Origin of the sequence: Micromonospora sp. NPDC050276, from assembly GCF_044459545.1 — a bacterium.
Taxonomy (GTDB): domain Bacteria; phylum Actinomycetota; class Actinomycetes; order Mycobacteriales; family Micromonosporaceae; genus Micromonospora.
Genome location: NZ_JBITJA010000002.1, coordinates 281,076 through 306,460, shown reverse-complemented (window position 1 = coordinate 306,460; position 25,385 = coordinate 281,076). Strand labels below are relative to the sequence as shown.

19 protein-coding genes are annotated in these 25,385 nt (G+C 69.4%); 12 read left to right on the top strand and 7 right to left on the bottom strand.

Annotated elements, in window-relative coordinates; genetic code table 11:
- The first annotated feature begins 60 nt into the window (after positions 1-60).
- The 7 genes from ACIBF8_RS04590 (at position 61) to ACIBF8_RS04560 (ending at position 7,532) form a co-directional block, all read left to right on the top strand.
- On the top strand, positions 61-261 hold the full coding sequence (locus tag ACIBF8_RS04590) for a hypothetical protein (RefSeq protein ID WP_396780989.1): 201 nt from the start codon (positions 61-63) through the stop codon (positions 259-261).
- Between the two features lie 16 nt (positions 262-277).
- The gene (locus ACIBF8_RS04585; RefSeq protein WP_396781246.1) at positions 278-1,162 is read left to right on the top strand and encodes an aminoglycoside phosphotransferase family protein; all 885 of its coding nucleotides are present in this window, start codon (positions 278-280) and stop codon (positions 1,160-1,162) included.
- A gap of 24 nt (positions 1,163-1,186) precedes the next feature.
- Positions 1,187-1,612, top strand: a complete 426-nt coding sequence (locus tag ACIBF8_RS04580) for a hypothetical protein (RefSeq protein WP_396780988.1) — start codon at positions 1,187-1,189, stop codon at positions 1,610-1,612.
- A gap of 392 nt (positions 1,613-2,004) precedes the next feature.
- Entirely contained in the window at positions 2,005-3,042 is a 1,038-nt protein-coding gene (locus ACIBF8_RS04575; RefSeq protein ID WP_396780987.1) for a hypothetical protein, read from the top strand.
- Positions 3,011-4,108, top strand: coding sequence for an NAD-dependent epimerase/dehydratase family protein (locus tag ACIBF8_RS04570; protein WP_396780986.1), 1,098 nt, complete (start codon positions 3,011-3,013; stop codon positions 4,106-4,108). The genes ACIBF8_RS04575 and ACIBF8_RS04570 overlap by 32 nt, the downstream gene beginning before the upstream one ends.
- A gap of 100 nt (positions 4,109-4,208) precedes the next feature.
- Entirely contained in the window at positions 4,209-5,459 is a 1,251-nt protein-coding gene (locus ACIBF8_RS04565) for a glycosyltransferase family 4 protein (RefSeq protein WP_396780985.1), read from the top strand.
- A gap of 198 nt (positions 5,460-5,657) precedes the next feature.
- A complete protein-coding gene (locus tag ACIBF8_RS04560) occupies positions 5,658-7,532 on the top strand; it encodes a polysaccharide biosynthesis protein (protein WP_396780984.1) in 1,875 nt (624 codons plus the stop codon).
- A 139-nt stretch (positions 7,533-7,671) separates the two neighbouring features.
- Here ACIBF8_RS04560 and wecB read toward each other — a convergent pair whose 3' ends face one another.
- The 4 genes from wecB to ACIBF8_RS04540 all read right to left on the bottom strand — a co-directional run bounded on the left by wecB (position 7,672) and on the right by ACIBF8_RS04540 (position 12,354).
- Positions 7,672-8,796, bottom strand: coding sequence for a non-hydrolyzing UDP-N-acetylglucosamine 2-epimerase (wecB, locus tag ACIBF8_RS04555; RefSeq protein ID WP_396780983.1), 1,125 nt, complete (start codon positions 8,794-8,796; stop codon positions 7,672-7,674).
- Positions 8,793-9,932 (bottom strand): capsular biosynthesis protein, encoded by a 1,140-nt coding sequence (locus ACIBF8_RS04550; protein ID WP_396780982.1) that lies wholly within the window; start codon positions 9,930-9,932, stop codon positions 8,793-8,795. Before ACIBF8_RS04550 ends, wecB begins: the two co-directional genes overlap by 4 nt.
- Positions 9,926-10,966, bottom strand: a complete 1,041-nt coding sequence (locus ACIBF8_RS04545) for an SDR family NAD(P)-dependent oxidoreductase (RefSeq protein WP_396780981.1) — start codon at positions 10,964-10,966, stop codon at positions 9,926-9,928. Before ACIBF8_RS04545 ends, ACIBF8_RS04550 begins: the two co-directional genes overlap by 7 nt.
- A gap of 194 nt (positions 10,967-11,160) precedes the next feature.
- Positions 11,161-12,354 carry a hypothetical protein gene (locus ACIBF8_RS04540; RefSeq protein WP_396780980.1) on the bottom strand — a complete coding sequence of 398 codons (1,194 nt, stop codon included), beginning with the start codon at positions 12,352-12,354 and terminating at the stop codon, positions 11,161-11,163.
- Between the two features lie 412 nt (positions 12,355-12,766).
- Between ACIBF8_RS04540 and ACIBF8_RS04535 the strand changes: the two genes are divergently transcribed.
- Both ACIBF8_RS04535 and ACIBF8_RS04530 read left to right on the top strand, forming a co-directional pair.
- Positions 12,767-14,038, top strand: a complete 1,272-nt coding sequence (locus ACIBF8_RS04535; RefSeq protein WP_396780979.1) for a glycosyltransferase — start codon at positions 12,767-12,769, stop codon at positions 14,036-14,038.
- Positions 14,039-14,076: 38 nt separating this feature from the next.
- On the top strand, positions 14,077-15,411 hold the full coding sequence (locus tag ACIBF8_RS04530; RefSeq protein WP_396780978.1) for a hypothetical protein: 1,335 nt from the start codon (positions 14,077-14,079) through the stop codon (positions 15,409-15,411).
- A 21-nt stretch (positions 15,412-15,432) separates the two neighbouring features.
- On the opposite strand, the gene ACIBF8_RS04525 is transcribed toward ACIBF8_RS04530, so the two are convergent.
- Entirely contained in the window at positions 15,433-16,743 is a 1,311-nt protein-coding gene (locus tag ACIBF8_RS04525; protein ID WP_396780977.1) for a hypothetical protein, read from the bottom strand.
- Between the two features lie 197 nt (positions 16,744-16,940).
- Between ACIBF8_RS04525 and ACIBF8_RS04520 the strand changes: the two genes are divergently transcribed.
- Complete coding sequence (locus tag ACIBF8_RS04520) at positions 16,941-20,048, top strand: M14 family zinc carboxypeptidase (protein WP_396780976.1); 3,108 nt, start codon at positions 16,941-16,943, stop codon at positions 20,046-20,048.
- Positions 20,049-20,148: 100 nt separating this feature from the next.
- The gene (locus tag ACIBF8_RS04515; protein ID WP_396781245.1) at positions 20,149-21,057 is read left to right on the top strand and encodes an NAD(+)/NADH kinase; all 909 of its coding nucleotides are present in this window, start codon (positions 20,149-20,151) and stop codon (positions 21,055-21,057) included.
- Positions 21,058-21,191: 134 nt separating this feature from the next.
- Here ACIBF8_RS04515 and pgm read toward each other — a convergent pair whose 3' ends face one another.
- Complete coding sequence (gene pgm / locus ACIBF8_RS04510; RefSeq protein WP_396780975.1) at positions 21,192-22,832, bottom strand: phosphoglucomutase (alpha-D-glucose-1,6-bisphosphate-dependent); 1,641 nt, start codon at positions 22,830-22,832, stop codon at positions 21,192-21,194.
- A 31-nt stretch (positions 22,833-22,863) separates the two neighbouring features.
- Complete coding sequence (glgC, locus tag ACIBF8_RS04505; protein WP_396780974.1) at positions 22,864-24,096, bottom strand: glucose-1-phosphate adenylyltransferase; 1,233 nt, start codon at positions 24,094-24,096, stop codon at positions 22,864-22,866.
- A 72-nt stretch (positions 24,097-24,168) separates the two neighbouring features.
- On the opposite strand from glgC, the gene glgA reads away from it, so the two are divergent.
- Complete coding sequence (glgA, locus tag ACIBF8_RS04500) at positions 24,169-25,374, top strand: glycogen synthase (RefSeq protein ID WP_396780973.1); 1,206 nt, start codon at positions 24,169-24,171, stop codon at positions 25,372-25,374.
- The last annotated feature ends 11 nt before the right edge of the window (positions 25,375-25,385 follow it).

The following is a 25,385-nucleotide window of genomic DNA, read 5'->3' as shown; positions in this document are numbered from 1 at the left end:
CATGGAGTTGTGGTGGGTGACAAACCGCCCGCACAACGCCAAGCCTGGCACCAAAACTCCATGATCGACGAAGCCGAGCTGCCCTTCTCCGCCGATCTTGCACTTTCTGCTGCGACAAAAGCCAGCATTCCGCCTATCTCGACGACCGAAACTGCAAGATCGGCGCGGGGCGGCGCGGGCGGCGCGGGCGCGGGCGCGGGCGGCGCGGGCGCGGGTGGGGGCGCGGGGAAATCCGATCGCGGGGTTGCGGGGTTTGGGTGATGATCTCGCGGTGAGGATGCACGCCGACCAGGTGGACGTGAGCGTGGACGTGGTTTCCGCGCTGGTGGCCGAGCAGTTTCCGCGGTGGCGGGGCCTGCCGATCCGGCCGCTCCCCTCGACCGGCACCGTGAACGCCCTGTTCCGGCTCGGCCCCGACGTTGTGCTGCGGTTCCCGTTGCTCCCCTCGACCGATCCCGAGCTGCGTGCCGAGCTGCGACGCGAGCAGGAGTACGCCGTGCTGCTCGCCGCGCATCTGCCGGTCGCGGTGCCCGAACCGCTCGGCCTCGGCGAGCCGGGCGACGGGTACCCCGGGCCGTGGACGGCGTACCAGTTCATTCCGGGGGAGACGGCCCAGCTCGGCCGGATCGACGACCTCGACGTCTTCGCCCGGGACCTGGCCGGCGTGGTGACGGCCCTGCGCGGCATCGACACCGGCGGGCGGATCTGGCCCGGGACCGGACGCGGCGGGCCGTTGATCGCCGGGGACGCCAACGTGCGGGCCGCACTCGCGGTCAGCGGCGCGCTCACCGACACCGCCGCGCTCGCCGAGGTGTGGGACCGGTGCCGGGACGCCCGCCGGGACGACCCCGCCGACGTGTGGATCCACGGTGACCTGATGCCGGGCAACCTGCTGGTCCGCGACGGCCGGCTGGTCGCGGTCATCGATCTGGGCTCGGTCGGCGTGGGTGACCCCGCGGTGGACCTGATGCCGGCGTGGAACATGTTCGACGTGGCTTGCCGGGAGGCGTACCGACGGGCGTTGGGCGTGGACGACGCGACCTGGGAGCGGGGGCGCGGCTGGGCGCTGGAGCAGGCGATCAACGCGCTGCCGTACTACGTCGAGACCAACCCGGTGATGGCCGGCATCGCCCGGCACACGCTGCGGGCCGTACTCGACTGAACCGGCTCGCGTACCGTCGGCGTCGTGGGTGAGCGAGACGCCCGGGAGTGGCGGGATCAGCAGCGGCAGGCGGTGCGGGCGCACGCCGACGCGGACGCGCGGCGGCGGGCCGCCGAGCACGCGGAGGCGGCGGAGCTGGTGGCCTGGTTCGTGGCCGAGGCGACCCGGCGAGGGCTGCGCACCACCCGGCTGGTTGCCCGGGGTTACGACGGGCGGGGTCGCTACCGGACCAGGCTGACCGGCTGGTACGTCGACCGGGCCGAGACGCGGGCGGTGGACGTGGGTGGCCGGTTCCACCTGCTGACCGTGCCGGGCGGTCTGCGGGCCCGGCTGTTCGGCGTCGACCCGGAGCCCAGCCCGGCACCGTTGGTCGTCGGAGCCGGTGGCCGTGACGGCGAGTCGATCCCGTTGCGGACGCTGCTCACCCGACTGCTGAACGACGGGACCTGACCAGGCCCACCACCCGGCCTGCCGCATCACGAGGATGAGCGGCCCGGCCAGCACGATCGGGCGTGGGCGGGGTAGCCACCGCCGAATCCGCCGTGGGCCCGCACCGTGGCCACCGGGATCAGCCTCCGAACCGGGGCTGCCGGACCTTCTCGACGGCAACGAGAGCGGATCGAGCTGCGCGCCGCACACCGAATATGGGGAACGGTCGTTTGTCCATAGTAGCGACCCCCTATGATTGATTCATCCCGGTATGACCGGTTCAACCCAAAGGTTCGAGTGGTGAATCTCCTGCACATTCAAGAGGATCCTCAGTGGCCGGCCTGCCGCACCGTGCCATGGCCAACGCCTGCCCGCACGACGCGCGCCCGCCACCGCTCGTCAGGAACCACGCCATGACGGCCATTCCGCTCCTCGGTGGAATCGTCCTCGCACTCGTCGTCGGCACTCTGTTACAGCCGCTGATCCTTCGCCTGCTGAGGTCGGCCGCCGTTCTCGACATACCGTCGGAGCGGTCCTCGCACAGCACACCGATCCCGCGCGGCGGCGGCGTGGGAGTCGCCGCGGCGGCGGGGCTCGCACTTCTCCTGAACGAGCACGCCCGATCCATCGCCGTACCGCTGCTCTTCTTCGCGGCGATCGGGCTCCTGGAAGACCTCCGGGGTGTCCCGATCCGCAGCCGGCTGCTTCTGCAGTTGCTGGCCGGCCTGGGCACAGCCCTGGTCCTGGTGCCCGGTGGGCAGGAGTGGTATGTCCACGTGCTTCTCGTCCTCGCCCTGGCGGCCTGGCTGACCTCGTATGTGAACGCCTTCAACTTCATGGACGGCATCAACGGCATCTCGGCCGTGCACGCGATCCTCGGCGGAGCGGTGTACGCCGTGCTCGGCGTACTCACGGACCTTCCGCTACTGACCGCGGCCGGCAGCCTGATCGCCGCCGCGTCCCTGACATTCCTGCCCTGGAACGCCTGGGTCGCGAAGGTCTTTCTCGGTGATGTCGGGTCGTACGCCCTGGGCGGTGCGCTCAGCACGATCGCCGCCTACGCCATCGTTCGCGGCACGCCGCCGGAGGCAGCCGTGGCGCCACTCGCGCTGTATGTCGCCGACACGGGCTGGACGCTCCTGCGCCGCATCAATAAGGGCGAAGCCTGGTACCGCCCGCACCGCAACCATGCCTATCAGCGGCTGACGGACGGCGGGTGGTCACATCAGCGGGTCACCGCGACGACCGCCATCGTCAGCGCGGCCGTGGCCGGCTGTCTGGTCACCGCTTCCTTCAGCGGACCACTCGCCCGGGTCGCATTGGACGCTGCGGCCGTCGCCATCCTCGCCGCCTACCTCGCTGCCCCCGCCTGGCGCACCGCCCAACGGGCCCAGCCCTCGCCGGAAGGAAGAACGATTCATGCCAGAACTGTCAGCTCAACGAGCCGGTGACCCGACCGACCGGAATCGGCCGGTCAAGAGGGTCGCGGTGCTCGGCAGCAGCGGCTTCGTCGGCCGCGCGGTTGTCGCCGAGCTGGGCAACCGGGGAGCCGAGGTCCAGCTCGTCGCCGCACCGCGCTTGTCGTGGCCGCTCGCCGAGGCGCTCCGAAGCGATTCGGTGCCGGCGGATCTCCAGCGGGACGTCGTCGACGCCCTCGCCGCCCAGCTCGACGGCGCTCACATCGTGATCAACACAGCGGGGCTACCGAACGGGTCCGCCCCGGACAGCGCGCAGTTGTACGGCGGAAACGCACTGCTTCCCACCCTGGTCGCCCGAGCCAGCGCGCTGGTCGACGCCGACCGGCTGGTCCACGTCAGTTCGGCCGCGGCGCAGGGAGCGATGGATCTCGACGAAACATCGCGCACGATGCCCTTCTCGCCGTACTCCCGCTCGAAGGCGATCGGTGAGCGCCTGCTGCGGCGCGAGGACTGCATCGACGCGGTCATCTATCGGTCGACCTGGGTCCACGACGTGGATCGGCCGAACACCCGGGCGCTCATCCGGCTCGCGCAGTCGCGGATGAGCTGCGTCGCCGGGGACGGCACCGCGCCGACGCCCCAGGTCCTCATCGGCGATGTCGCTGCGGCGATCGCCCACCTCGGGCTCGTCGACGGCCCGGTGCCGCCCATCGTGCTCCAGCCCCACAACGGCATGACGACAGGGCTCCTGCTCCGCCTTCTCGGTGGCCGCGAGCCACTGCACCTCCCAGCACGGGTGGCGCGGTACGCGACGCGCTGCCTCACCGCGTACGGGCGGACGAGTCTGAACGCCAATGCGCACGCCCGTCGGGTGGACATGCTCCTGTTCGGCAAGCGACAGACGCCGGGCTGGCTCGCCGACCAAGGGCTGGCGCCCGAGCTGCGCCCCGAGGCATGGGAGCGGCTGAGAACGGCCGGCACCCAGCCGGCACCCGCCTCGGCACCGAACGCTGACGCTGTGGCGCGGCCCCGAACAGGTGACGCGCAATCGGTCGAGACGAGCGGAGCGGACGCGGACAACCGGTCTCTGACCAAGTAACTCCGCCCCCAACAGGAAGGCTCTCCATGACTCTCGCCCCCGGGTCAGGCTCGACTGGCCTGATCGGTTCCTTGGCTGCTCCGGCTGCGGTGGCAGCGCGGTGAGAATCGGGATCATCACCCAGTGGTACGACCCGGAGGGTGGCTCCGCCGTACTTCCGGGGATCATCAGCCGGTCGCTCGTCGCGCTCGGGCACGAGGTGCACGTGCTCACCGGCTTCCCGAACTATCCGTCCGGCCGGCTGTCTCCGGGCTACCGGCTGCGCCCATACCGTTTCGAGATGATGAGCGGCGTCTCGGTGCACCGGGTGCCGTTGGTGCCCAGTCACGACCGGTCGGCGGTCAGACGGGCTGCCAACTATCTCAGCTTCGCGGCCTCCGCCGCGACCCGGCTGGACCTGCTCCGCAAGGTCGACGTGTGGCTGGTCTACTCGTCGCCGGCGACAGTGACGCTGCCCGCGATGGTGGCCCGTTGGATGCACGGACGCCCGTACGTGATTCTCATGGAGGATCTCTGGCCAGACACTCTGGCGGAGAGCGACTACGTCCGCCCTGGCCGTCGCACCGACCTGATCGTCCAGTTGCTCAACAGGTTCTGCGACGCGGCGCACCGGGGCGCGTCGTCGGTGGCGGTCATCGCCCCGGGCATGGCCGACATCCTGAGCAGCCGCGGAGTCCCCCGGGACAAGCTCTCGGTCGTCTACAACTGGGTCGACGAACGCCTCTTCCGCCCGCGAACACCTGATCCCCAGTTGGCAGCGACCCTCGGGCTGGAGGGCTTCGTCGTCATGTACGCCGGAAGCATGGGAAACCTCCAGGGGCTCGATGTCGCCGTCGACGCGCTGGAGCATCTCGCCGACATCCCGGACCTGACGCTCGTGTTCGCCGGCAGCGGCGTGGAAGAGCGCCGGCTACGCGAGTCGGCCGCACGATACGCCCCCGGCCGGGTGGTCTTCCTCGGCCAGCAGCCGATCGAGCGGATGGTCGAACTCATGCCCCTCGGGGACGTCCAGTTGATCTCCCTGCGCGATCAGCCCTTCCTCCGGTCGATCATGCCCAGCAAGGTGCAGAGCACCCTGGCGTGCGGCCGCCCCATCGTGGCCGCCCTGGCGGGTGACGCGGCCCGTCTCGTCGACGAGTCCGGCGCCGGGTTCGTCGCACCTCCCGGCGACCCCTACGCGCTGGCCGACGCGATCCGTCGGATGTACGAGTTGGGCGCCGAGAAACGTGAAGAGCTGGGCCGCAGCGGACGGCAGTTCTACCTGGAACGACTCTCGGAGCGGGTCGGCAGCGTGGCCCTCGCGAGGCATCTGGAGAAGGCGGTCCGGGACCACGTTCCGGCCGATCGGTGAGCACCGTGCCGCCGGCGGCGGTTCTGACCGGGAGAGCGGCCCGGCGCACTGGGCGGCCAATAGGATAGCCGGACGTTTGGCTCAGATAACCCGAAAACGGCCAGCAGTGCCTCTTCACCCTGTAACAAGGACAAGGAGCGCAAAGCTCCTTCTGCCTGGCGGCAGAAGTAGTCGTAAGACGGGACAGGGAGCCAGTACATGCCCCAGGACACGGAGCACACGGAGCGGACAGACCAGCGGACGCGGCGGGCCAGGGCCCGTCGCCGCGCGGTCGGATTTCTCGCTGCCGACACCACCGCCTGGGTCGGCGGTGCAGTCGCGGCCGCTTGGACCCGGTTCGAGTTCCAGCTTCCTCCGGGCCAGCTCGGCCGAGCCGCAGCGGTCGGAGCGGCCGCGGCGGTCATCCACGTGGCAGTGTCGGCGTTGCGCCGGCTCTACTCCGGACGACACCCACTGGGCAGCCTCCAGGAGGTTCAGGGCCTCGCCGGCACCACCATCACCACGGCCGCCATCATCCTGCTCGGCCTGCTGCCGTCCAGCGACCGGCCGGTTCCGGCGAGTACCCCGGTAGTCGGCGGTGCGCTCGCCCTGCTGCTCATGCTCGGCACCCGGTTCGCGTACCGGCACCGGCGCGACCTCGCCATGCGCCCCGATGTCCGGTCGTCGACGCCGGTGCTGCTGTTCGGGATGGGTGACGCGGGTCAAGGGCTGCTCCGCGCCATGCTCAGCGACCCGCGCGGCCGGTACCTGCCGGTCGGCGCGCTCGACGACGACCCGGACAAGCGTGACCTGCGCATCGGCCGGGTACGCGTGCTGGGCGGTCGCCACGATGTCGCCGCCTCGGTCCGGCGTACCGGCGCCACCACCGTCATCTTCTCGGTGGCCAACGCGGAGGCCGCGCTGATCCGCCAGATCCGTGAGGCCACCCTCGCGGCCGGCGCGGTCTTCAAGGTGCTGCCCCCGGTGCGGGACCTGGTCGACCACCGAATCACCGTCACCGACGTCCGGGACGTGCAGGTCAGCGACCTGCTCGGGCGCCGGCAGGTGGTCGGCGACCTTCCGCTGGGCACCAACAGTCTGACCGGCCGACGAATCCTGGTCACCGGCGCCGGCGGGTCGATCGGCTCCGAGCTCTGCCGTCAGGTGATGAAGGCCAACCCGGGCGAGCTGATGATGCTGGACCGGGACGAGTCGGCCCTGCACGGCCTGCAGATGTCACTCGCCGGACGGGCCATGCTGGACGGCCCCGAGCTGATCCTCGCCGACCTGCGCGACGACGAGGGCATCCGGCGGATCATCCGGGAACGCCGTCCGGAGATCATCTTTCATGCGGCGGCACTCAAACACCTGACCCTGCTGCAGCGGCACCCGGGCGAGGCGGTCAAGACCAACGTCTGGGGCACCCTCTCGGTGCTGGACGCCTGCCAGGATGTGGCGAAGTTCGTCAACATCTCGACCGACAAGGCAGCCGACCCGATCAGCGTCCTCGGCTACTCGAAACGGATCACCGAGCGACTGACCGCGCACGCCGCGTCCCGGTTCCCGGGGACCTTCCTCAGTGTTCGCTTCGGCAACGTACTGAGCAGCCGTGGCTCGGTGGTGACGGCCTTCCAGCGGCAGATCGAGGCCGGGAAGCCCCTGACCGTCACCCACCCGGACGTCACCCGCTACCTGATGACCATCCAGGAGGCCGTCCACCTCGTGCTCCAGGCCACCGAGATCGGGCAGGACGGGGAGGCGCTGGTGCTCGACATGGGCGAACCGGTCCGGATCGTCGACCTGGCCCGACAGATGGCCGACCAGGCGTCCAGCTCCGTTCCGATCGTCTACACCGGCCTTCGGCCCGGCGAGAAGCTGCACGAGGACCTTCTCGGCACCGGCGAGGTGGACACCCGGCCGTTCCATCCGCTGGTGTCGCACGTACCCGTCCCGCCGCTCGACCCGATGGAGGCCAGCGGGCTCGACCCGTACGACGACGCGGCGAAGATCGTCGAGCACCTCGCGCTGCTCTGCGCTCAGCCGGTCGGTCCGGTGGTGAAGGGCCCGCGGGCCGTACCCCTGCAGTCGCACTGATCGACCCCGCCGCCTCGGCGGCGACGAACGGGGTGACGCCGCGCGGCGTCACCCCGTTCGGTTCGCGCGCGAGCACACAGACAGACACCGGGGCTGGCGACCGCAGGTTCGTGGTCGCCAGCCCCGGTGTCGACGCTGGTCAGCGGCGGATGCCCGCCCAGTCGTGGTGTCGGCGCACGGTGGAGAGGATGAAATCCACCACCCGTCGGGAGGTGTCGGGCACCTGGTAGTCGACCGGGCAGGGCACGCCCTGCGCGGCGACCTGCGCCACCGTCACCTCGACCGCCTCGACCACGCCATGCGGGTCAAGGCCGGTCATGATGATGCCGCCGGCGTCGAGCGCCTCGGGGCGTTCGATCGACTCGCGCAGCGTTACCGCGGGGAAGTTGAGGATGGCGGCCTCCTCGCTGATCGTGCCGCTGTCCGACAGGGTGCAGTACGCCTTGGTCTGCAGGTGGACGTAGTCGAGCAGCCCGAACGGGTCGTGGAAGGCGATGCCGTCCAGTGCGGTGGCGTCCGGGGCCAGCGCCTCCAGCCGCTTACGGGTGCGCGGGTGGGTGGAGACCAGCACCGGGAAGCCCCACCGGTCGCGAACCGCGACCAGGCAGTCCAGTAACCGCTGGAGCCGGTCGGGGCGGTCCACGTTCTCCTCCCGGTGCGCGCTGACCAGGAAGTACCGGTCCCGGTCGAGTTCCAGTTGACGCAGGATGGTCGAGCTGGCGATCGGCGCCCGGTAGTGCTCCAGCACCTCCCGCATGGGCGAGCCGGTGTGCAGGATCCGGCGCGGGTGCAGGCCCTCGGCGAGCAGGTTGCGCCGGGCGTGCTCGGTGTAGACGAGGTTGAAGTCGGCCACGTGATCGACCAGCCGCCGGTTGGTCTCCTCCGGCACGTTCAGGTCGAAACACCGGTTGCCGGCCTCCATGTGGTAGACCGGCACGCGCATCCGGCGGGCCATCAGCGCGGCGATGCAGCTGTTGGTGTCGCCGAGTACCAGGACCGCGTCGGGTCGCTCCTGCGCGATCGCGGCCTCCATGCCGACGAGCACCCCGCCGAGGACCCGCCCCAGCGATGAGGTGTCGACGCGGAGGAATCGGTCCGGCTCCCGCATGCGCAACTCTTTGAAGAACACCTCCGACAGGGCGCTGTCCCAGTTCTGCCCCGTGTGCACCAGCGTGTGATCCACCGTGTCGTCGAGTCGAGCGATCACCCGGGAGAGCCTGATGATCTCGGGTCGGGTGCCGACCACAGTCATGATCCGGGTCATGCCCGTCCTCCCTCTGCTGCCGCCAGCGGCGCCGACCGGGCCGTCTCCACCGGTTCGGCCCAGGTGTCCGGCCGGTCCGGGTCGAAGAGCTCGTTGGCCCAGAACATCGTCACCAGTTCGTCCGCACCGGTGTTCACCAGCTTGTGCACCCACATGGTGGGCATGTCGATGAGCGCTGGCTCGGTGCCGCTCACCGGGAACCGCAGCACCTCACGGTCGCCGACCCGGCGCAGGCTGATCTCGGCCGAGCCGCGCAGCACCACGAACCGCTCCACCTTCGCCAGGTGGAAGTGTTCTCCCCGGGTGATCCCCGGACGGGTGGTGGAGCAGAACGTCTGCCCCGCCCCGCCGTGTGCCTTGACCGTCTCGACCAGTTCGCCACGGGCGTCGGCCCGCCGAGGCAGGGTGATCGGGTAGTGCGCCGGAAAGCAGTGCGACCGGTAGGTGTTGAACAGCCGCACCTCGTGCCGGCTCAGCAGGGACGGGATCTCCCCGGTCCGGTACGTGGCGGCCATCCCGGTGAGCCGGTCCGCCAGCGCCTGGACGCCGATGCGCAGCGCCGGCATGGTCGGATCCCACGATCCACCGTTGGGCGCGCCGATGAGACGGGCGGCAGCGTCGGTGACGTGCACCAGGCTCAGCTCACGGTCGGCGTGCACCTCGGGCCGCCCACCCTCGGCGAGCAGCCGGCAGAAGGTCGCCACCGCCGAGTTGTAGTACGGCCGGCCATGCTCGCCGTACAGGTTCGGCAGCAACACGTCGTCGAGGTCGACCCCGGTGTCCGCCAGCACCCGCGCCGCGGCGGCCTTGGCGTCGCCGTACGGTGTGCCGTTGCCGGCCTGCACCGAATTGGCGTAGACCACCCGCGCCGGCGGGTTCGCGCAGTGCTTGAGCCCATCGGCGAGCTGGGTGGCGAGCTGGACATTGCCGGCGGCGACCTCGGCCGGCTCCCCCCGGTTGACACCGGCCAGGTGCAGCAGCCGATCGTGACCGGCAACCTTCGCCGCGATCACCCCCGGATCGGCCAGGTCGACCCGGCTGAGCATGGTCGGCTCCGGCCACCCCAGCGCGCGCAGTAGCACCCGGACGTGCCAGCCGAGGAAGCCGCCGCCGCCGGTGACGGCGAGCCTCAGCACGCCAACACCGGATCCCGCAGGGCCAGCTCCGCCCGCACCTCGGGCAGCGTCTTCAGCAACTCGACGATCTCGGGTACGCCGAGCTGCGGCGCGTTCGACGAGTTGAAGTCCTCGGTCAGCCCGTCGCCGAACTCACCTTCGGAGACGTAGAGCGCGTAGTTGAGGTCGCGACCGTCGAGCGGCACCCGGAGGAAGTCCCCGAAGTCCTCGGCCTGGGCGAGTTCCTCCCGGCTGGCCAGCGTCTCGGCCTGCTTCTCGCCGTGCCGTATGCCGATCACATCGAGCTTGGCGGGCACGTCGAAGAGCTGACACACCGCCTCGGCCAGGTCTCCGACGGTGCAGGCCGCAGCCTTACGAATGAAGATGTCGCCGGGTCGCGCGTGCTGGAACGCGTGCTCGACCAGCTCGACGGAGTCGGCCAACGACATCACGAAGCGGGTCATTCCCGGGTCGGTCACGGTGGGCGCCCGGCCCGCCTTGATCTGCTCGATGAAGAGCGGAATCACGGACCCACGCGAGTACATGACATTGCCGTACCGCACGCAGGAGACCGTGGTGGCGCTGTTTGGGTTGTTCCGGGCGTGCGCCTGGACGACCTTCTCCATCATCGCCTTGCTCATGCCCATCGCGTTCACCGGGTAGACGGCCTTGTCGGTGCTGAGGACCACCACCGAGCCGACACCGTTACGCTCGGCGGCCTCAACGACATTGCTGCTGCCCAGCACGTTCGTCCGTACTGCCTCGAGTGGGAAGAACTCGCACGACGGCACCTGCTTGAGGGCGGCCGCGTGGAAGATGTAGTCGATGCCGCGGCTGGCGTTGAGCACCGAGTCGTAGTCCCGGATGTCTCCGACGTAGTAGCGGACCCGCTCGTCGCCGAGCAGCCGACGCATCGCATCCTGCTTGGCCTCATCCCGGCTGAGCACCCGAACCTCGCCGACGCCGCGGGCGAGAAGCCGGCGGACCATGGTCTGGCCGAAGGAACCGGTGCCGCCGGTGATGAGCACGCGGCGTCCGGTGGTCAAGTTGCTCACTGACGCTCCGTTCGTTCGTGGTGGCTCGCGTAGGCCGTGCTGGTCGAGGCCGTAGTGCGGCCACAACTGCCGCAACGAGCGAAACCCCGCTGGAGAAACGCCCACAAACGGGACTAACAGCACAACAGGTAAGTCAGTTCCCGACCGTCTCGGCGAATGCCGGGACGGTCACTCGCTGGGCTGGTGTAGCGCGGTCATCGGGCACGCGCCGTCGGCTGGGGACGGCGGGCAGCGGCCGGCCGGCGTTGGTCAAACAGGTGGTTCGGCGCCGCCTGCCCCGAGACCCGCCAGCCGATCACCAGGATCACCGCGGCCAGCACCAGCAGGCGAGCACCGCCACGCACCACGTAGGTGAAGCTGCCCACCCAGAGGAGGTCGAACAGACCGACCGCAGTGACGATCGCACCGGCGTAGGCGCCAATGGCGTGCGGCGTGGTGAGCGGGCTAGATGAGGCCCAGGCCAGCAGCCTGTCGATCAGTCGGACGGCAAGGCCGATCACCGGGACCATCAACCCCAGCCCCAGCAGACCGAAGTTGTACAACCATTCCCCGTGCGTGAGCGCTGCCGCGGAGTGCCCTGTGCCAACCAACTCGGGTGACAGGAACGTGACGAGGTCGGCGCCGAAGCCGATCGGTTTGCCTTCCCACACGGCGCGGGGCACGAGACCGACCGCCGCGTTGGCGAATGTCTCCCCCCAGCCCCGGGGCAGCAGCCCAGCCTCCTCCAGACGCAGGAGCTGGGCGAACGAGCGAAGCGGACTGATCGCGGACCCGAATCCATCCTGGTCGACAGTGAACGGTGAGCCCTGCGAGGCGGTGGCACGGAGCCCGGCGAGGAACAGCAGTGCCGGGGTTGCCCCACCGAGGATGAGGAGCTTTGTGTACCGCCGCTGGTCACGGTGGGCCGACATCACCAGCAGCGCGAGCGCCAAGGTGCCGACGACAATCCGTCCGAAGCCGGTGAAGAGGTAGGTGAAGTAGACAGCAAAAGCGATGAGGAGAACCACGCCCCAGAGGAACCGATGGCGCGCCACCGGCCCCCGCAACAGGCCAACGGCGAGGAGCACGACGCCAACAAAGCCGACCGGGTTGGCCACCGGCATCGAGTCCGGTGCGACTGCCGCCATGGCCACGGCGAGCACCAGCAGGAGCAGGCCCGACTTCACCGCCCATCCGGCCGTCCTGCCGTCTGCCTGCCCGGCACTCGTCGGCAGGCGATGCGGCACACCGCCGCTCCAGAACAACAACCACGTCACCACCTGGACGAAGTAGCAGATGGCGACGGCGGTGAAGAGCGGGATGCCGGGATCGAGCGTCCATGCCTTAACCGTCTGATAGAGACCGCTGAAGCCAACGAAGAATGCGAAGGCGAGGTTGTAGAGCCCCACCGCCGTGATCCGGCGACCGCCGTCTCGCCAGAAGACCCACGCGCCGAAGAGGGTCGCCAGGAGACTCATCGCGAGGTTTCCGTCCCGGTCCCACGCGGCCGAGGGGTTCTGTTGGACAAGCAGGCACGCCAGGCCCAACCCGAGCCAGGCCAGACCGAGGGCACAGCGCCAAAGACCGCTGGTCGGGCTCCGCAGGCGATCGTCGGGCACCCCCCGCGCATGCCGCGGGTAGGCGCCTCGATTCCCACCTGCCATCGCTCGCACCCCTGCCACTGACTCCATGAGAGCGGAGCATATATTCGGATATCCATTTCGGCCGCTTGTCTCACGAATTTCTGGTCGGACTCCGTCACATCACGTCGGGCCGATAGCGGCGCCGTCACCGATCCACACCGCTCATCGTTAGCCGAACGTGGCTGACACCTTCGACATCCTGCGCGACGACAGCGCCCCGACAGCCGCGAACACCATTCACAATTCTCCCGCGACTGTTTCCGACCCGCGTGACATCACACATTCCACAGACTCAGACCCGGTGCCGCCGTTCCGCGTACTGTTGACGTGCGACTTCTTCGAACCGGGGTTCCGGGCCGGCGGACCGGTCCGATCCGTTGCCCAACTGCTCGACACCACATCGCCGGCGATCGACGTGACGATGGTGACGAGAGACCGCGACCTCGGCTCGACAGAGCCGTATCCCGGCCTGTCGGGTCGCTGGGCACACCGAGGTCCGGCCCGCATCTACTACCTTGATCCGGGCCGACTCCACCAGTGGTACGCGATGCTGAGAACGCTCCGATCGAGCACATTCGACCTTCTCTACGTCAACAGCCTTTGGGCACTGTCGTCGATTTTGCCGATTCTCGCGGCGCAAACACGCATCATCCAGGTCGACCGGATACTCCTCGCGCCAAGAGGCGAGCTGGCGGCGAGCGCACTTGGAGTCAAGAGCCGGAAGAAGCGCCTGTTCCTCCGCGTTTGGCAGCCCATCCTCAAACGGCTCGAGGTCTACTGGCACGCCACCAACCCGCACGAAGCGCAGCTGATCGGAGAGCTCTTTCCCTGGGCCCGGATCGAGACGCGACGCAACGAGGTGTCACTTCCGCCAGAGCCGATCCCGCCCGAACGGCTCGGCGATTCTCCGCGTCTCGTATTCATTGGTCGCATCAACCCGATCAAGAATCTGGCGAAGGTGATCGAAGCCCTCGCGCTGGTGACGCGGCCGGTGACGTTCGATGTCTACGGTCCAGTTGAGGACAGGTCCTACTGGGCCGACTGCCAACTGCTTGCCCAGCGGCTACCGGCGTCCGTGACGTTCTCCTACCGGGGAGAGCTCGCGCCGGAAGCGGTCCGGTCCACCTTCGCCCGGTACGACACGTTCGTCTTCCCCACCCAGGGGGAGAACTTCGGCCACGTCATCGCCGAGAGCCTCTCCGCGTCATGCCCGGTGATCTGTTCGGACGAGACCCCGTGGAGCCCGGTGCTTCGGGCAGGCGGTGGCGCCGTCCTGACGGATGCCACGGTGGAGACGCTGGCTCACCAGATTGACCAGTTCGTCCAGCGCAGCCAGGAGGAACGACTCGCGGCACGCCGGGCGGCGGGGCAGGCCTATCGGTCCTGGCGGGCCGAGACGGCAGGGCCGAACATCCTCGACCGGATCAGGTTGACAGTCGCGGAACGCTGACCCCCGGGCGGTGCCCAGCCGCCGTGAAAGGACCACGATTGACTGAACGGTCGACCTCGGAGCAGACGCTCGCCGAGCCTCTCCGCTCCCAGGGAAGCCGCCGGCCGGGGGTGCGGTCCAACACCGTCGTGGCGTCGGTGTCCAGCCTGGTGAGCGGCCTGTTGAACGCCGGGATACTCGCCTACAGCGCGCGGCAGGGCCAGACCGCCGAAATCGCGGCGTACAGCGTGATGACGGCCGCGCTGACCTGGGTGGCCAACCTGGTCATGGGTGGATCGTCCCTGTTGTATGTGTCCGGCAATGACGAGGAACGCCGCGCGGCGCACAGTCAGCGACTCCTGGTGGCAGTGCCTGCCATGGCCACCGCCACCCTGCTGATCGCCGCGCTCTACGTCGATCAGGGATACGGCGGGGCGGCCCTGATCAGCGCCGGCGGCGTGATGATCTTCAACAGCCTGGCCGACCTGCGCTTCGGCGACCTCGCCCGACAGATGCGCTTCATCGCGGCCTCGGCCGCGATAACCGGCACCCGCCTGCTGTCCATGGCGCTGCTGGTCGCGGGCGCCCCGTTGACGACCGCACTGCTGGTTGGCGCCGCCGCCTACCTGTTCAGCACGGAGATGCTGGCCTGTCGGGGCGCGGACGCCCCTCCGGCGATGTGGAGAGGGCTGTCGCTGCGGGCCGCCGGACGCGCCTTTCGGTTGAGCCGGCCGCTGTTCACCTACAGTCTCGCCGAGGCGTTCACCGGCCGCGCCAGCACGATCGCTCTCTCATTGGTGGCGAGCCCTCAGGTGGTGGGCTGCTATGGCGCCCTGGTCAACATCTATCAGGCACTGGTCGCCGTGACGTTCAGCGGACTCCGGGTGCCCATGGCGCTCCGGACGCGACGGCGACACAATCTCGGTCCCAGGATGGCGATCAGCCGGGACAGCGAGATGATCGCCGTCATCGGTGCGACCGTCATCGCCGCCGGGGTCATCGCCGCCGCGCCGTGGCTCACGGCCAGCCTGCTCACCCTGCCGATACCTGAATCGGCGCTCTGGCTGCAACTGTTGGCGCTCGCCCTACCGTTCACCACCGTGAATCGCGCCTACACGCTCAACCGCATCGGCGACGGAAACTACGCCGCCGCCACCCGTCTCGCCCTGTCGATCGGTTTGCTCCTGGGCGGCGCGCTGCTCATCCAGGCGGCGACACTTGGACCGACGGGTGCCGCCGCCGCCACTACCGTCGCGGAAATGCTGGTCGCGGGGATCCTCGTGCTGGCCGCGGTATCGCGTCGATATCGACGGCGCGGATCTCATCGACGCAAGCCGATCGCCGCTGAACAGGAGCGCCACACCGCACCACCGGTCGACCTCATCGGCAGGTGAAGGCCGCAGCGCCCCCGTGGCTCAGGAAACGAACAGGGCGTGCTTGCCGGCGCGAGTGCGAGCCTGCTCGGCAACCTGGTGGAACGTTATCGACTCTGCGCGAAGGTCAGGGTGGTCCTTCCGCAACTCCCGGGCGAAGTACAGGCTCACCGCTTCGAGATCAAGCTCGTGGTCTGCCTGCACGTAGATGTGCAGGGCGTCAGGTCGCTCCTGGCGGAACTGAACACCGACGATTCCCGGAAGGGTCTTGAGGATGTGCACCGGCAGGATCGGCGACAGGTCAAGGGTCCCGCGCGCGGAGCCGACCTGCACGATCTCCTGCCGTCGGCCGAGGATCGAGCGGAGTTCGAGTGCGTTGCCATCGACGACGTCAGTTGCTTCGACCTGGTCCCCGATGGCGTAGTTGACCAGCGGGAACAGACGGTCGTCGAGGGTCGTGACCATGAGCGAAGCATCGTCGGCGACGAGGCAGATGTAGCTGTCCCAGATGACCCGGATCGACCTCGCCTGCTCACGGGACATCGCGATCAAGCCGGTCTCCGCTGCGCCGTACTCGATGACGGCCGTTACCCCGAAGACCCGTTCGATCATCGCGATATCCGCGTCACTGGCCGTCTCCGCGGTCAGGATCACGGCACGCAACCGGCTCATGTCTCCCAGGTCCAGCGTGTTGCGCTCGATGTAGCGGGCGACCTTGAAGATTGCCGAGGTGTATCCGACCAGCAACACGGGTTGCCGCGACCGGATCGCCTCGTAGTGCCCTTGAAGCGCAGGATCACTGAGGTCGTAGGCGTTCAACCGGGTGATGTTCACCAGGTGGTCGGCGACGTCACGCTTCAACCGAGCGATCCGGCTGGCCAGCCCGTCGCCGAAGAGGTGCGAGTGCCCCCAGAGCAGGACCTGCGGCTCGAACGGTTGGATTCCCCGCCACGCTCGCCCGAGATAGTTGTTCGCCCAGCGGTCGGTCGACTCGCCCCGCCCCCGAGGAAACTTGGTGGGCTGGCCGGTGCTCCCGCCGGTGCTGTATGCCTGCTTCGTCGAACCACCCGCGAAGACCTCGGCGGAGCGGCTGATCAACAGCTCCTTGTCGAGCGTCGGAAAGTAGCGCAGGTCCGACGGCCGAGAAATGCCGGTGGGCAGGCCGTGTTCCTTTCGCCAGGACCGGTAGAACGGCACCCGGGTCAGGCAGTACGCCCACATCTTGTTGAAGCGTTCGACCTGGATCCGCTCGATCTCCGCGCGAGACAGGGGCTTGTCGTAGAGGGCGACCTTCCGTTCGAGACGCCGGCGGCGTTCCGCGAACAGCCACCCGTGCTCCATCAGCCCACGCACGTCAAGTCTCCTCCTTGCTCGCTTATCAGCACCCTTTCAACGATGCGACAAAATGCCAGTTACGAGTCGAGCCATCCGCCCATCACACGCGGCACCGACATCGACACGGTCAGCAACCTCTCCCCCATCGAACTATTGACATCGATAACGCCGCACCGAAGGCTCGCGCCTACAGGTCCTTCACCCAAGGAGGCGCGATGAGACCGAGACGACTGGCGATCGCCAGCGTGGTCACCCTGCTCGGCGCACTGGCACTCACCCCACCGGCCAGCGCACGGCCACCATCTGATCCGGGCGCCCGCGACGGCCTGGAGGTCTACGTCGGCACGGTCGACGCGAAACAGCGAGATCAACTGCGCGCGGCGGGGGTCGATCTCGGCCACGACGCGAAGACGGACTCGGCCGGCCGCACGACAGTCGAGACGGTGCTCAGTCGCCGGCAGGCGAAGCGGCTGACCGACCAGGGCGTCCCGCTGTCGGTGAAGAAGGTTCGCGGCAAGGACGCGTCGCAGGCGTTGCGGGAGCAGGCCGCGGCCGGCTGGACCGCGTTCCGCCCCTATGGCGCAGCGGGTGGCCTCCGGGACGAGCTGAACGCCACTGCGGCCCGGTATCCCAAGCTGACCAAGGTGGAGACGATCGGTCGCAGCCAGCAGGGGCAGCCGATCCTCGCCGTGAAGGTCACCAAGAACGCGCGAACCGTCGAGGATGGCAAGCGGCCGGCTGTGCTCTATGCCGGCGCGCAGCACGCCCGCGAGTGGATCACACCGGAGATGACCCGGCGGCTGATGCACCACGTCCTGGACAGCTACGGCAGCGACCGGGAGATCACCCGCCTCCTGGACACGACCGAGTTGTGGTTCCTGCCCGTGGCCAACCCGGACGGCTACGACTTCACCTTCACCCCCGGCAACCGGTTGTGGCGTAAGAACCTGCGGGACAACAACGGTGACGGGCAGATCAGCTCCGGCGACGGCGTCGACCTCAACCGAAACTTCAGCTACAAGTGGGGGTACGACAACGAGGGCTCCTCACCGGAGCCGAACAGCGAAACCTACCGGGGCCCGGGCCCCAACTCCGAGCCGGAGACCAAGGCCCTGGATCGGCTGTTCAAGCGGGTCGGGTTCGAGTTCTTCGTCAACTACCACTCGGCGGCCGAGCTGCTGCTCTACGGCGTCGGCTGGCAGGTGAGCACTCCCACCCCAGACGACGTGATCTACGAGGCGATGGCCGGCGACGACGCGCACCCGGCGGTGCCCGGCTACGACCCGGACATCTCCGCCGAGCTGTACACCACCAACGGTGACACCGACAGCCACGCCACCGTCCGGTACGGCACGCTGGGCTTCACCCCGGAGATGTCCACCTGCGAGGCCGCCTCGGCGGTCGACCCCGACGACCAATGGCGGCCGGAGGACTGCGTCAGCGGCTTCATCTTCCCCGACGACGAGGCGCTGATCGCCGGCGAGGTGGGCAAGAACCTGCCGTTCGCGCTGGCCGTGGCCAAGTCGGCGGCGGACCCGGACGAGCCGGTCTCGGTGGTCGGCCGCACCACTCCGGACTTCGTGGTGGACGCCTTCGACACCTCGTACGGGCGCACCCAGCAGGTCGCCTCGATCACCCGTCGCGCCCTGAAGAACGTGCGGATGCACTACACGGTCAACGGCGGGCGGCCGAAGACGGTCGCGGTCCGCGAGTGGCGCGGCGGCGAGCGGTACGGCGACACGCACAACGACTACTACGCCGAACTACGGGGCACGGTCACCGGCACCAGGCCGGGCGACCGGGTGGAGGTCTGGTTCACCGGGAACAAGCCGCGTACCGGGGTGGTGGCGAGTGAACACTTCACCTACCGGGTGCACAGCGACGTGGGTGGTGACGTGCTGGTCCTCGCGATGGAGGACGTCACCGGCCTCAGCCCGGCGCAGACCGGCACCACCGCGAAGTACGCCGACGAGGTCGCCGCGTCGCTGAGCGCCGCCGGGCGCAGCAGCGACGTGTACGACTTCGACGCCATGGGCCGCACGGCGCCACATCCGCTCGGCGTGCTGTCGCACTACAAGGCGGTGGTCTGGGAGACCGGCGACGACGTGATCCTGCGCTCCCCCGGTCAGGTGCCCGGCACGACGGCCAGAGCGGCGCTGGACACCGAGCTGGCCGTTCGGGACTACCTGAACGAGGGCGGCAAGCTGCTGGTCAGCGGCCAGTACGCGCTGTTCGCGCAGGGTGCCAACGGGTCGTACGTCTATCACCCGGACGCGCCACCGGAGTGCACCGACGCCGAGGACGCCAGCTGCCTGCCGTTGTTGAACGACTTCCAGCAGTACTGGCTGGGGGCGCACACCTACGTCAGCGACGGCGGCACCTCCCCGGAGGGCGAGCCGTTCCCGGTCGCCGGGAACGACGCGCCGTTCACCGGCTTCAGCGGGCAACTCAACGCGCCCGGCTCGGCGGAGAACCAGGCGCACACCGCGTCGTTCCTGACCACGTCGAGCTTCCTGCCGCCGGACGAGTTCCCGCAGTTCGCCAGCTCCGCGCCGGTGGGCTGGACCCGACCGGGCGGCGCGCCGTTCGACCCGCGTACGGGCGAGTGGTACCTGCACAGCGGGCAGGCCGACGAGTCGTACAAGCGGCTCACCCGCACGGTGGACCTCAGCGGGGCGACCAGCGGAGAGCTGCGCTTCTTCACCTCGTACGAGATCGAGCAGAACTGGGACTTCCTCTTCGTCGAGGCGCACGAGGTGGGCAGCGACGACTGGACGACCCTGCCGGACGTCAACGGCAAGACCGGCACGGTCACCGGGGACAGCTGCGCCGAAGGTTGGGTGGAGCAGTTGCACCCGTTCCTCGCGCACTACCAGGGCGCGGACTGCTCCCCCACCGGGAGCACCGGCAGCTGGAACGCGGCTACCGGGTCGTCGGGAGGCTGGAAGGAGTTCGCGGTCGATCTGTCGGGCTACGCCGGTAAGCAGGTCGAGGTGTCGATCACGTACGCCTCGGACTGGGGCACCCAGGGTCTCGGTGTCTTCCTGGACGACGCCCGGGTGCTGGTTGACGGGTCGACCGTGGCGGAGACCTCGTTCGAGTCGGCCGACCTGGGTGGTTGGACGGTGGCCGGCCCACCGCCCGGCTCCGCTGGCAACGCCAACGACTGGTCGCGCAGCCAGCAGGCGTTCGAGGAGGGCTCGGTGGTGGTCACCGAGGACACGGTGTATCTGGGCTTCGGGTTGGAGGGTCTGCCTCCGGCGGCCCGCGATGACCTGGTCGCCCGCTCGCTGACCCACCTCACCGGGCAGCCCCGCCCCTGACGGCGGCGAGGTGCGCCGACGGTCCGCGGACCGTCGGCGCACCTTCGGTGTACGCCGGGTGCGGTCGCCGCCGATGTGGTGAGCTGTACGGGTGTCGGGGCTGGGACTTGTGCTGCACCCCACCCGGGATGTCACCGAGGTGGTCGGGATCATCGAGCGATGGGCGACGCGTCACCACAAGACGCTGGTGGTGCGCGAGGAGGACCAGCACCGCGTCCCGTCCTGCGTCGAACCGGTACCGGCGGACGAGGTGGCGGCCCGCGCCGACGCCCTGATCAGCATCGGCGGGGACGGCACCATGTTGGGTGCGCTGCGGTCCGCCGTCCTCGACCCGAAGCCCGTGCTCGGCGTACACCTGGGTCGTCTGGGGTTTCTCGTCGAAGTCGAGCCGCCGGAGTTGCCCGAGGCGCTGAGCCGGCTGCTGTCGAAGGACTTCACCGTCGAGTCGCACGCCTGCCTCGCCTGCGACGTGTGTGGCGACGACGTGGTGGCGTTCAACGACATCGCGCTGGTGCGCCAGCCCGGATCCGGCTTCGTCAACGCCACGCTCGCCATCGACGGTCAGCAGTACGGCTACTACCGGTGTGACGCCGTGGTGGTCAGCACCCCGATCGGCTCGACGGCGTACAGCTACGCCGCCGGCGGCCCGCTGGTCTCCCCCGCGGCGGACTCGATGGTGATCACGCCGTCGGCGCCGATGGCCGGCATCTCCCGATCGGTGGTGCTCTCCGCGACCGAGAAGATCCGGCTGGAGCTGGAGCCCGACTCGTCCCCGGTGGTGGTGGAGATGGACGGGTTGGTGTTCCGCGACCCGGCCACCGAGGGAGCGGTGGACATCAGCTACCGCCGCAACGCCGGCCTGGTGGTGCGCTTCGACCCGCTGCGCTACCAGGAACGCAACCAGTTGAAGATGACTCTGCTCGACCTGCCGTTCCTACCCGAGCAGCTGCGCGAACTGCTCCCCGAAGAGCTGCGCCACACCCGAGAAGAACTTTCCCCACCCTGCTAACTCCCGCCCCCCACCCTGCTCCCCCACCCACGCCGTCTCCGTTGATCATGAAGTTATTGCTGCGACACGCCGAGGTAGAGGACAATAACTTCATGATCAACGCGGGCGTTCGGGGCGGGGTGGGTGGGAGACTGTTAGGGGGTTAGGGCCTGGTCTACCAGGGCTTTGGCTTCTTCCTGGATCTTCTTGAGGTGGTCGGGGCCCCGGAAGGACTCGGCGTAGATCTTGTAGACGTCCTCGGTGCCGGAGGGGCGGGCGGCGAACCAGCCGGACTCGGTGCTGACCTTGAGGCCGCCGATCGCAGCGCCGTTGCCGGGGGCGGTGGTCAACGTCGCGGTGATCGGCTCACCGGCCAACTCGGTGGCGGTGACCTGCTCCGCGGAGAGCTTGCCGAGCACGGCCTTCTGCTCACGGGTGGCCGGTGCGTCGATCCGGGCGTACGCGGGCGCACCGAAACGCTCGGCCAGCTCGGCCCAGTGCTCGCTCGGGCTGCGCCCGGTGGTGGCCAGGATCTCGGAGGCCAGCAGGCAGAGCAGGATGCCGTCCTTGTCGGTGGTCCAGGTCGAGCCGTCGCGGCGCAGGAACGACGCCCCGGCGCTCTCCTCACCACCGAAGCCGACCGCGCCGTCCAGCAGGCCGGGCACGAACCACTTGAAGCCGACCGGTACCTCCAACAGCGGCCGACCCAGGTCGGCGGCGACCCGGTCGATCATCGACGAGGAGACCAGGGTCTTGCCCACCGCGGCGGCCGGACCCCACTCGGTGCGGGTGCGGAACAGGTGACGGATCGCCACCGCCAGGTAGTGGTTGGGGTTCATCAGACCGGCGTCCGGGGTGACGATGCCGTGCCGGTCGGCGTCGGCGTCGTTGCCGGTGGAGATCTGATAGTCGGCACGCGCGGCGATCAGCGACGCCATCGCGTTCGGCGAGGAGCAGTCCATCCGGATCTTGCCGTCGCCGTCCAGGGTCATGAACCGCCAGGTCGGGTCGACCGTCGGATTGACCACGGTCAGGTCCAGGCGGTGCCGCTCGGCGATCTCACCCCAGTACGCCACGCTCGCCCCGCCCAGCGGGTCCGCGCCGATCCGGATTCCCGCGTCGCGGATGGCGTCGACGTCGATCGCCGCCGGCAGGTCGTCGACGTAGTTGGCGAGGAAGTCGTACTCCCCGGTGGTGTCGGCGGCCCGCGCCCGCGCGTAGGTGATCCGGCGGACCTCCTTGAGCCCGGCGGCGAGGATGGTGTTGGCCCGGTCCTGGATCCACCGGGTCACGTCGGTGTCGGCCGGCCCGCCGTTGGTGGGGTTGTACTTGAAACCGCCGTCGTCGGGCGGGTTGTGCGACGGAGTGATGACGATGCCGTCGGCGAGCCCGCTGGTGCGCCCCCGGTTGTGCGTGAGGATCGCGTGCGACAGCGCCGGGGTCGGGGTGTAGCCGTCGCGGCTGTCCACCAGCACGGTGACCCCGTTTGCGGCGAGCACCTCCAGGGCATCCACCGCGGCCGGCGCGGAGAGCGCGTGGGTGTCCCGGGCGAGGAAGAGCGGCCCGTCCAGGCCCTGCTCCCGGCGGTAGTCGCAGAGCGCCTGGGTGACCGCCAGGATGTGGTCGGAGTTGAACGCGTTGCGCAGGCTGGAGCCGCGGTGGCCGGAGGTGCCGAACGAGACCTGCTGGGCCGGGTCCGCGGGATCCGGATGCTCGGCGTAGTAGGCGGTCACCAGGCGCGGCACGTCGACCAGGTCGGCGGGCTCGGCGGGCTGGCCGGCACGGGGGTGGGTCACTGCGGGATCCTCCTCGGGGAGTGCGGGTCGGTCACGGCACGACCTTCTGGCCCTTGCCGATCACCACGATGCCGTTGTCGGAGACGGTGTAGCGCTGCCGGTCCTTCTCCAGGTCGACGCCGATCTCGACGCCCTCCGGGACGAACACGTTCTTGTCCAGGATGGCCCGCCGGACCACCGCGTGCCGGCCGATCTCGACACCCTCCATCAGCACCGAGCCCTCGACGTGCGCCCAGGAGTGCACCCGCACCTTCGGCGAGACGATCGAGTTTTCCACCAGCGAGCCGGAGATCACCACACCGGGGGAGACCATCGAGCCGACCGCCCGGCCGACCCGCTCACCCCACTGGTGGACGAACTTCGCCGGCGGCCACGGCGGCTGCTCGGTGTAGATCGGCCAGTCGAAGTTGTACATGTTGAAGACGGGGTGCACATTGATCAGATCCATGTGCGCGTCGTAGAACGAGTCGAGCGTTCCCACGTCGCGCCAGTAGCCGCGGTCGCGGTCGGTGCTACCCGGTACCTCGTTGTCGCGGAAGTCGTAGACGTTCGCCTCGCCCCGCTCGACGAGCATGGGGATGATGCTGCCGCCCATGTCGTGCTTGCTGGTCTTGTCTTCGGCGTCGCGCTCGACCGCCTCGCAGAGCGCCCGGGTGGTGAAGACGTAGTTGCCCATCGAGGCGTAGATCTCGTCCGGTGCGTCCGGCAGACCGACCGCGTCGGTGGGCTTCTCGCGGAACGCCCGGATCTTCCGGCCGTCCTCGCCGACCTCGATGACGCCGAACTGGTCGGCGGTCGACAGCGGCTGGCGGATGCCGGCGACGGTCACCGCGGCGCCGGAGGCGATGTGGTCCTCCACCATCTGCCGCGGGTCCATCCGGTAGATGTGGTCGGCGCCGAAGACGATCACGTAGTCGGGCTGCTCGTCGTTGATCAGGTTGAAGCTCTGGTAGATGGCGTCGGCCGAGCCGGCGAACCACCACGGGCCGCGACGTTGCTGCGCGGGCACCGGGGTGACGTAGTTGCCGAGCAGCGTGGACATCCGCCACGTCTTGGTGATGTGTCGGTCGAGGGAGTGGGACTTGTACTGGGTCAGCACGACGATCTTGAGATAGCCGGCGTTGGCCAGGTTGGAGAGGACGAAGTCGACCATGCGGTACATCCCGCCGAACGGGACGGCCGGCTTGGCCCGGTCCGTGGTGAGTGGCATCAGGCGCTTGCCCTCCCCACCCGCCAGGACGATCGCGAGCACCTTGGCAGCCATGCCCCGACGCTATCCACCCGCGTCCCACTTCACCACTCGTACAGGGACTCTTCTGCACTAGGGTGCGGGGTCATGACGGAACCCACCCCGCTGCGCGTCGACCTGCTCACCCGCGAGTACCCGCCGGAGGTCTACGGCGGCGCGGGCGTGCACGTCGAGTACCTGGCCCGGGAGTTGCGCCGCCTCGCCGACGTACGCGTGCACTGCTTCGGCCTGCCCCGCACCGAGCCGGGCGTCACCGCGTACGCCGAACCGCCCGGCCTGACCGGCGCGAACGCCGCGCTGCGCACGATGGGCGTGGACCTGGAGATGGCCGCGGGCACGGCCGGCGCCGACGTGGTGCACAGCCACACCTGGTACGCGAACCTGGCCGGTCACACCGCGAAGCTGCTGCACGGGGTGCCGCACGTGGTGACCGCGCACAGCCTGGAACCGCTGCGGCCGTGGAAGGCCGAGCAGCTCGGCGGCGGTTACGCGCTCTCCTCCTGGATCGAGCGCACCGCGATGGAGGCCGCCGACGCGGTGATCGCGGTCAGCGGGGGGATGCGCACCGATGTGCTCACCGCCTACCCGCGGATCAACCCCGACCGGGTCCGGGTGGTCTACAACGGCATCGACACCATTCAGTACGCCCCGGACCAGGGCACCGACGTGCTCGACCGGCTCGGCATCGACCCGTCCCGCCCCAGCGTGGTCTACGTGGGCAGGATCACTCGGCAGAAGGGCCTGCCCTACCTGCTGCGGGCCGCCCGGGAGTTGCCGGCGGACACCCAGCTCGTGCTGCTCGCCGGTGCGCCGGACACCGCCGAGATCGCCGCCGAGGTCCAGGAGCTGGTCGCCGAGCTGCGGGCCAACCGCTCCGGGGTGGTCTGGGTGGCCGAGATGCTGCCCAAGCCCGAGGTGATCCAGGTGCTCACCCACGCCACCGTCTTCGTCTGCCCGTCGGTCTACGAGCCGATGGGCATCGTCAACCTGGAGGCGATGGCCTGCGAGACGGCAGTGGTGGCGACCGCCACCGGCGGGATCCCCGAGGTCGTCGCCGACGACGAGACGGGCCTGCTGGTGCCGATCGAGCAGGCGAGTGACGGGTCCGGCCGACCGCTGGCCCCGGAGAAGTTCGTCGCCGACCTGGCGGCGACGATCAACGCGCTGCTCGCCGACCCGGCGCGCACCGGGCGGTTCGGCCTGGCCGGCCGTCGGCGCGCGGTGCAGCACTTCTCCTGGGACGCCATCGCCCGGCAGACCCTGGAGGTCTACCGCTCCGTCGGCGCGGCCTGAGCGAGGCCCAC

Bases quoted from the DNA above. Each gene is read 5' to 3' on its own strand.
- ACIBF8_RS04570 (WP_396780986.1), top strand. From the start codon at position 3,011: ATGCCAGAACTGTCAGCTCAACGAGCCGGTGACCCGACCGACCGGAAT.
- ACIBF8_RS04575 (WP_396780987.1), top strand. From the start codon at position 2,005: ATGACGGCCATTCCGCTCCTCGGTGGAATCGTCCTCGCACTCGTCGTC.
- ACIBF8_RS04590 (WP_396780989.1), top strand. From the start codon at position 61: ATGATCGACGAAGCCGAGCTGCCCTTCTCCGCCGATCTTGCACTTTCT.
- glgA (WP_396780973.1), top strand. From the start codon at position 24,169: ATGACGGAACCCACCCCGCTGCGCGTCGACCTGCTCACCCGCGAGTAC.
- wecB (WP_396780983.1), bottom strand. From the start codon at position 8,796: ATGACCCGGATCATGACTGTGGTCGGCACCCGACCCGAGATCATCAGG.
- ACIBF8_RS04520 (WP_396780976.1), top strand. From the start codon at position 16,941: ATGAGACCGAGACGACTGGCGATCGCCAGCGTGGTCACCCTGCTCGGC.
- ACIBF8_RS04585 (WP_396781246.1), top strand. From the start codon at position 278: ATGCACGCCGACCAGGTGGACGTGAGCGTGGACGTGGTTTCCGCGCTG.
- glgC (WP_396780974.1), bottom strand. From the start codon at position 24,096: ATGGCTGCCAAGGTGCTCGCGATCGTCCTGGCGGGTGGGGAGGGCAAG.
- ACIBF8_RS04560 (WP_396780984.1), top strand. From the start codon at position 5,658: ATGCCCCAGGACACGGAGCACACGGAGCGGACAGACCAGCGGACGCGG.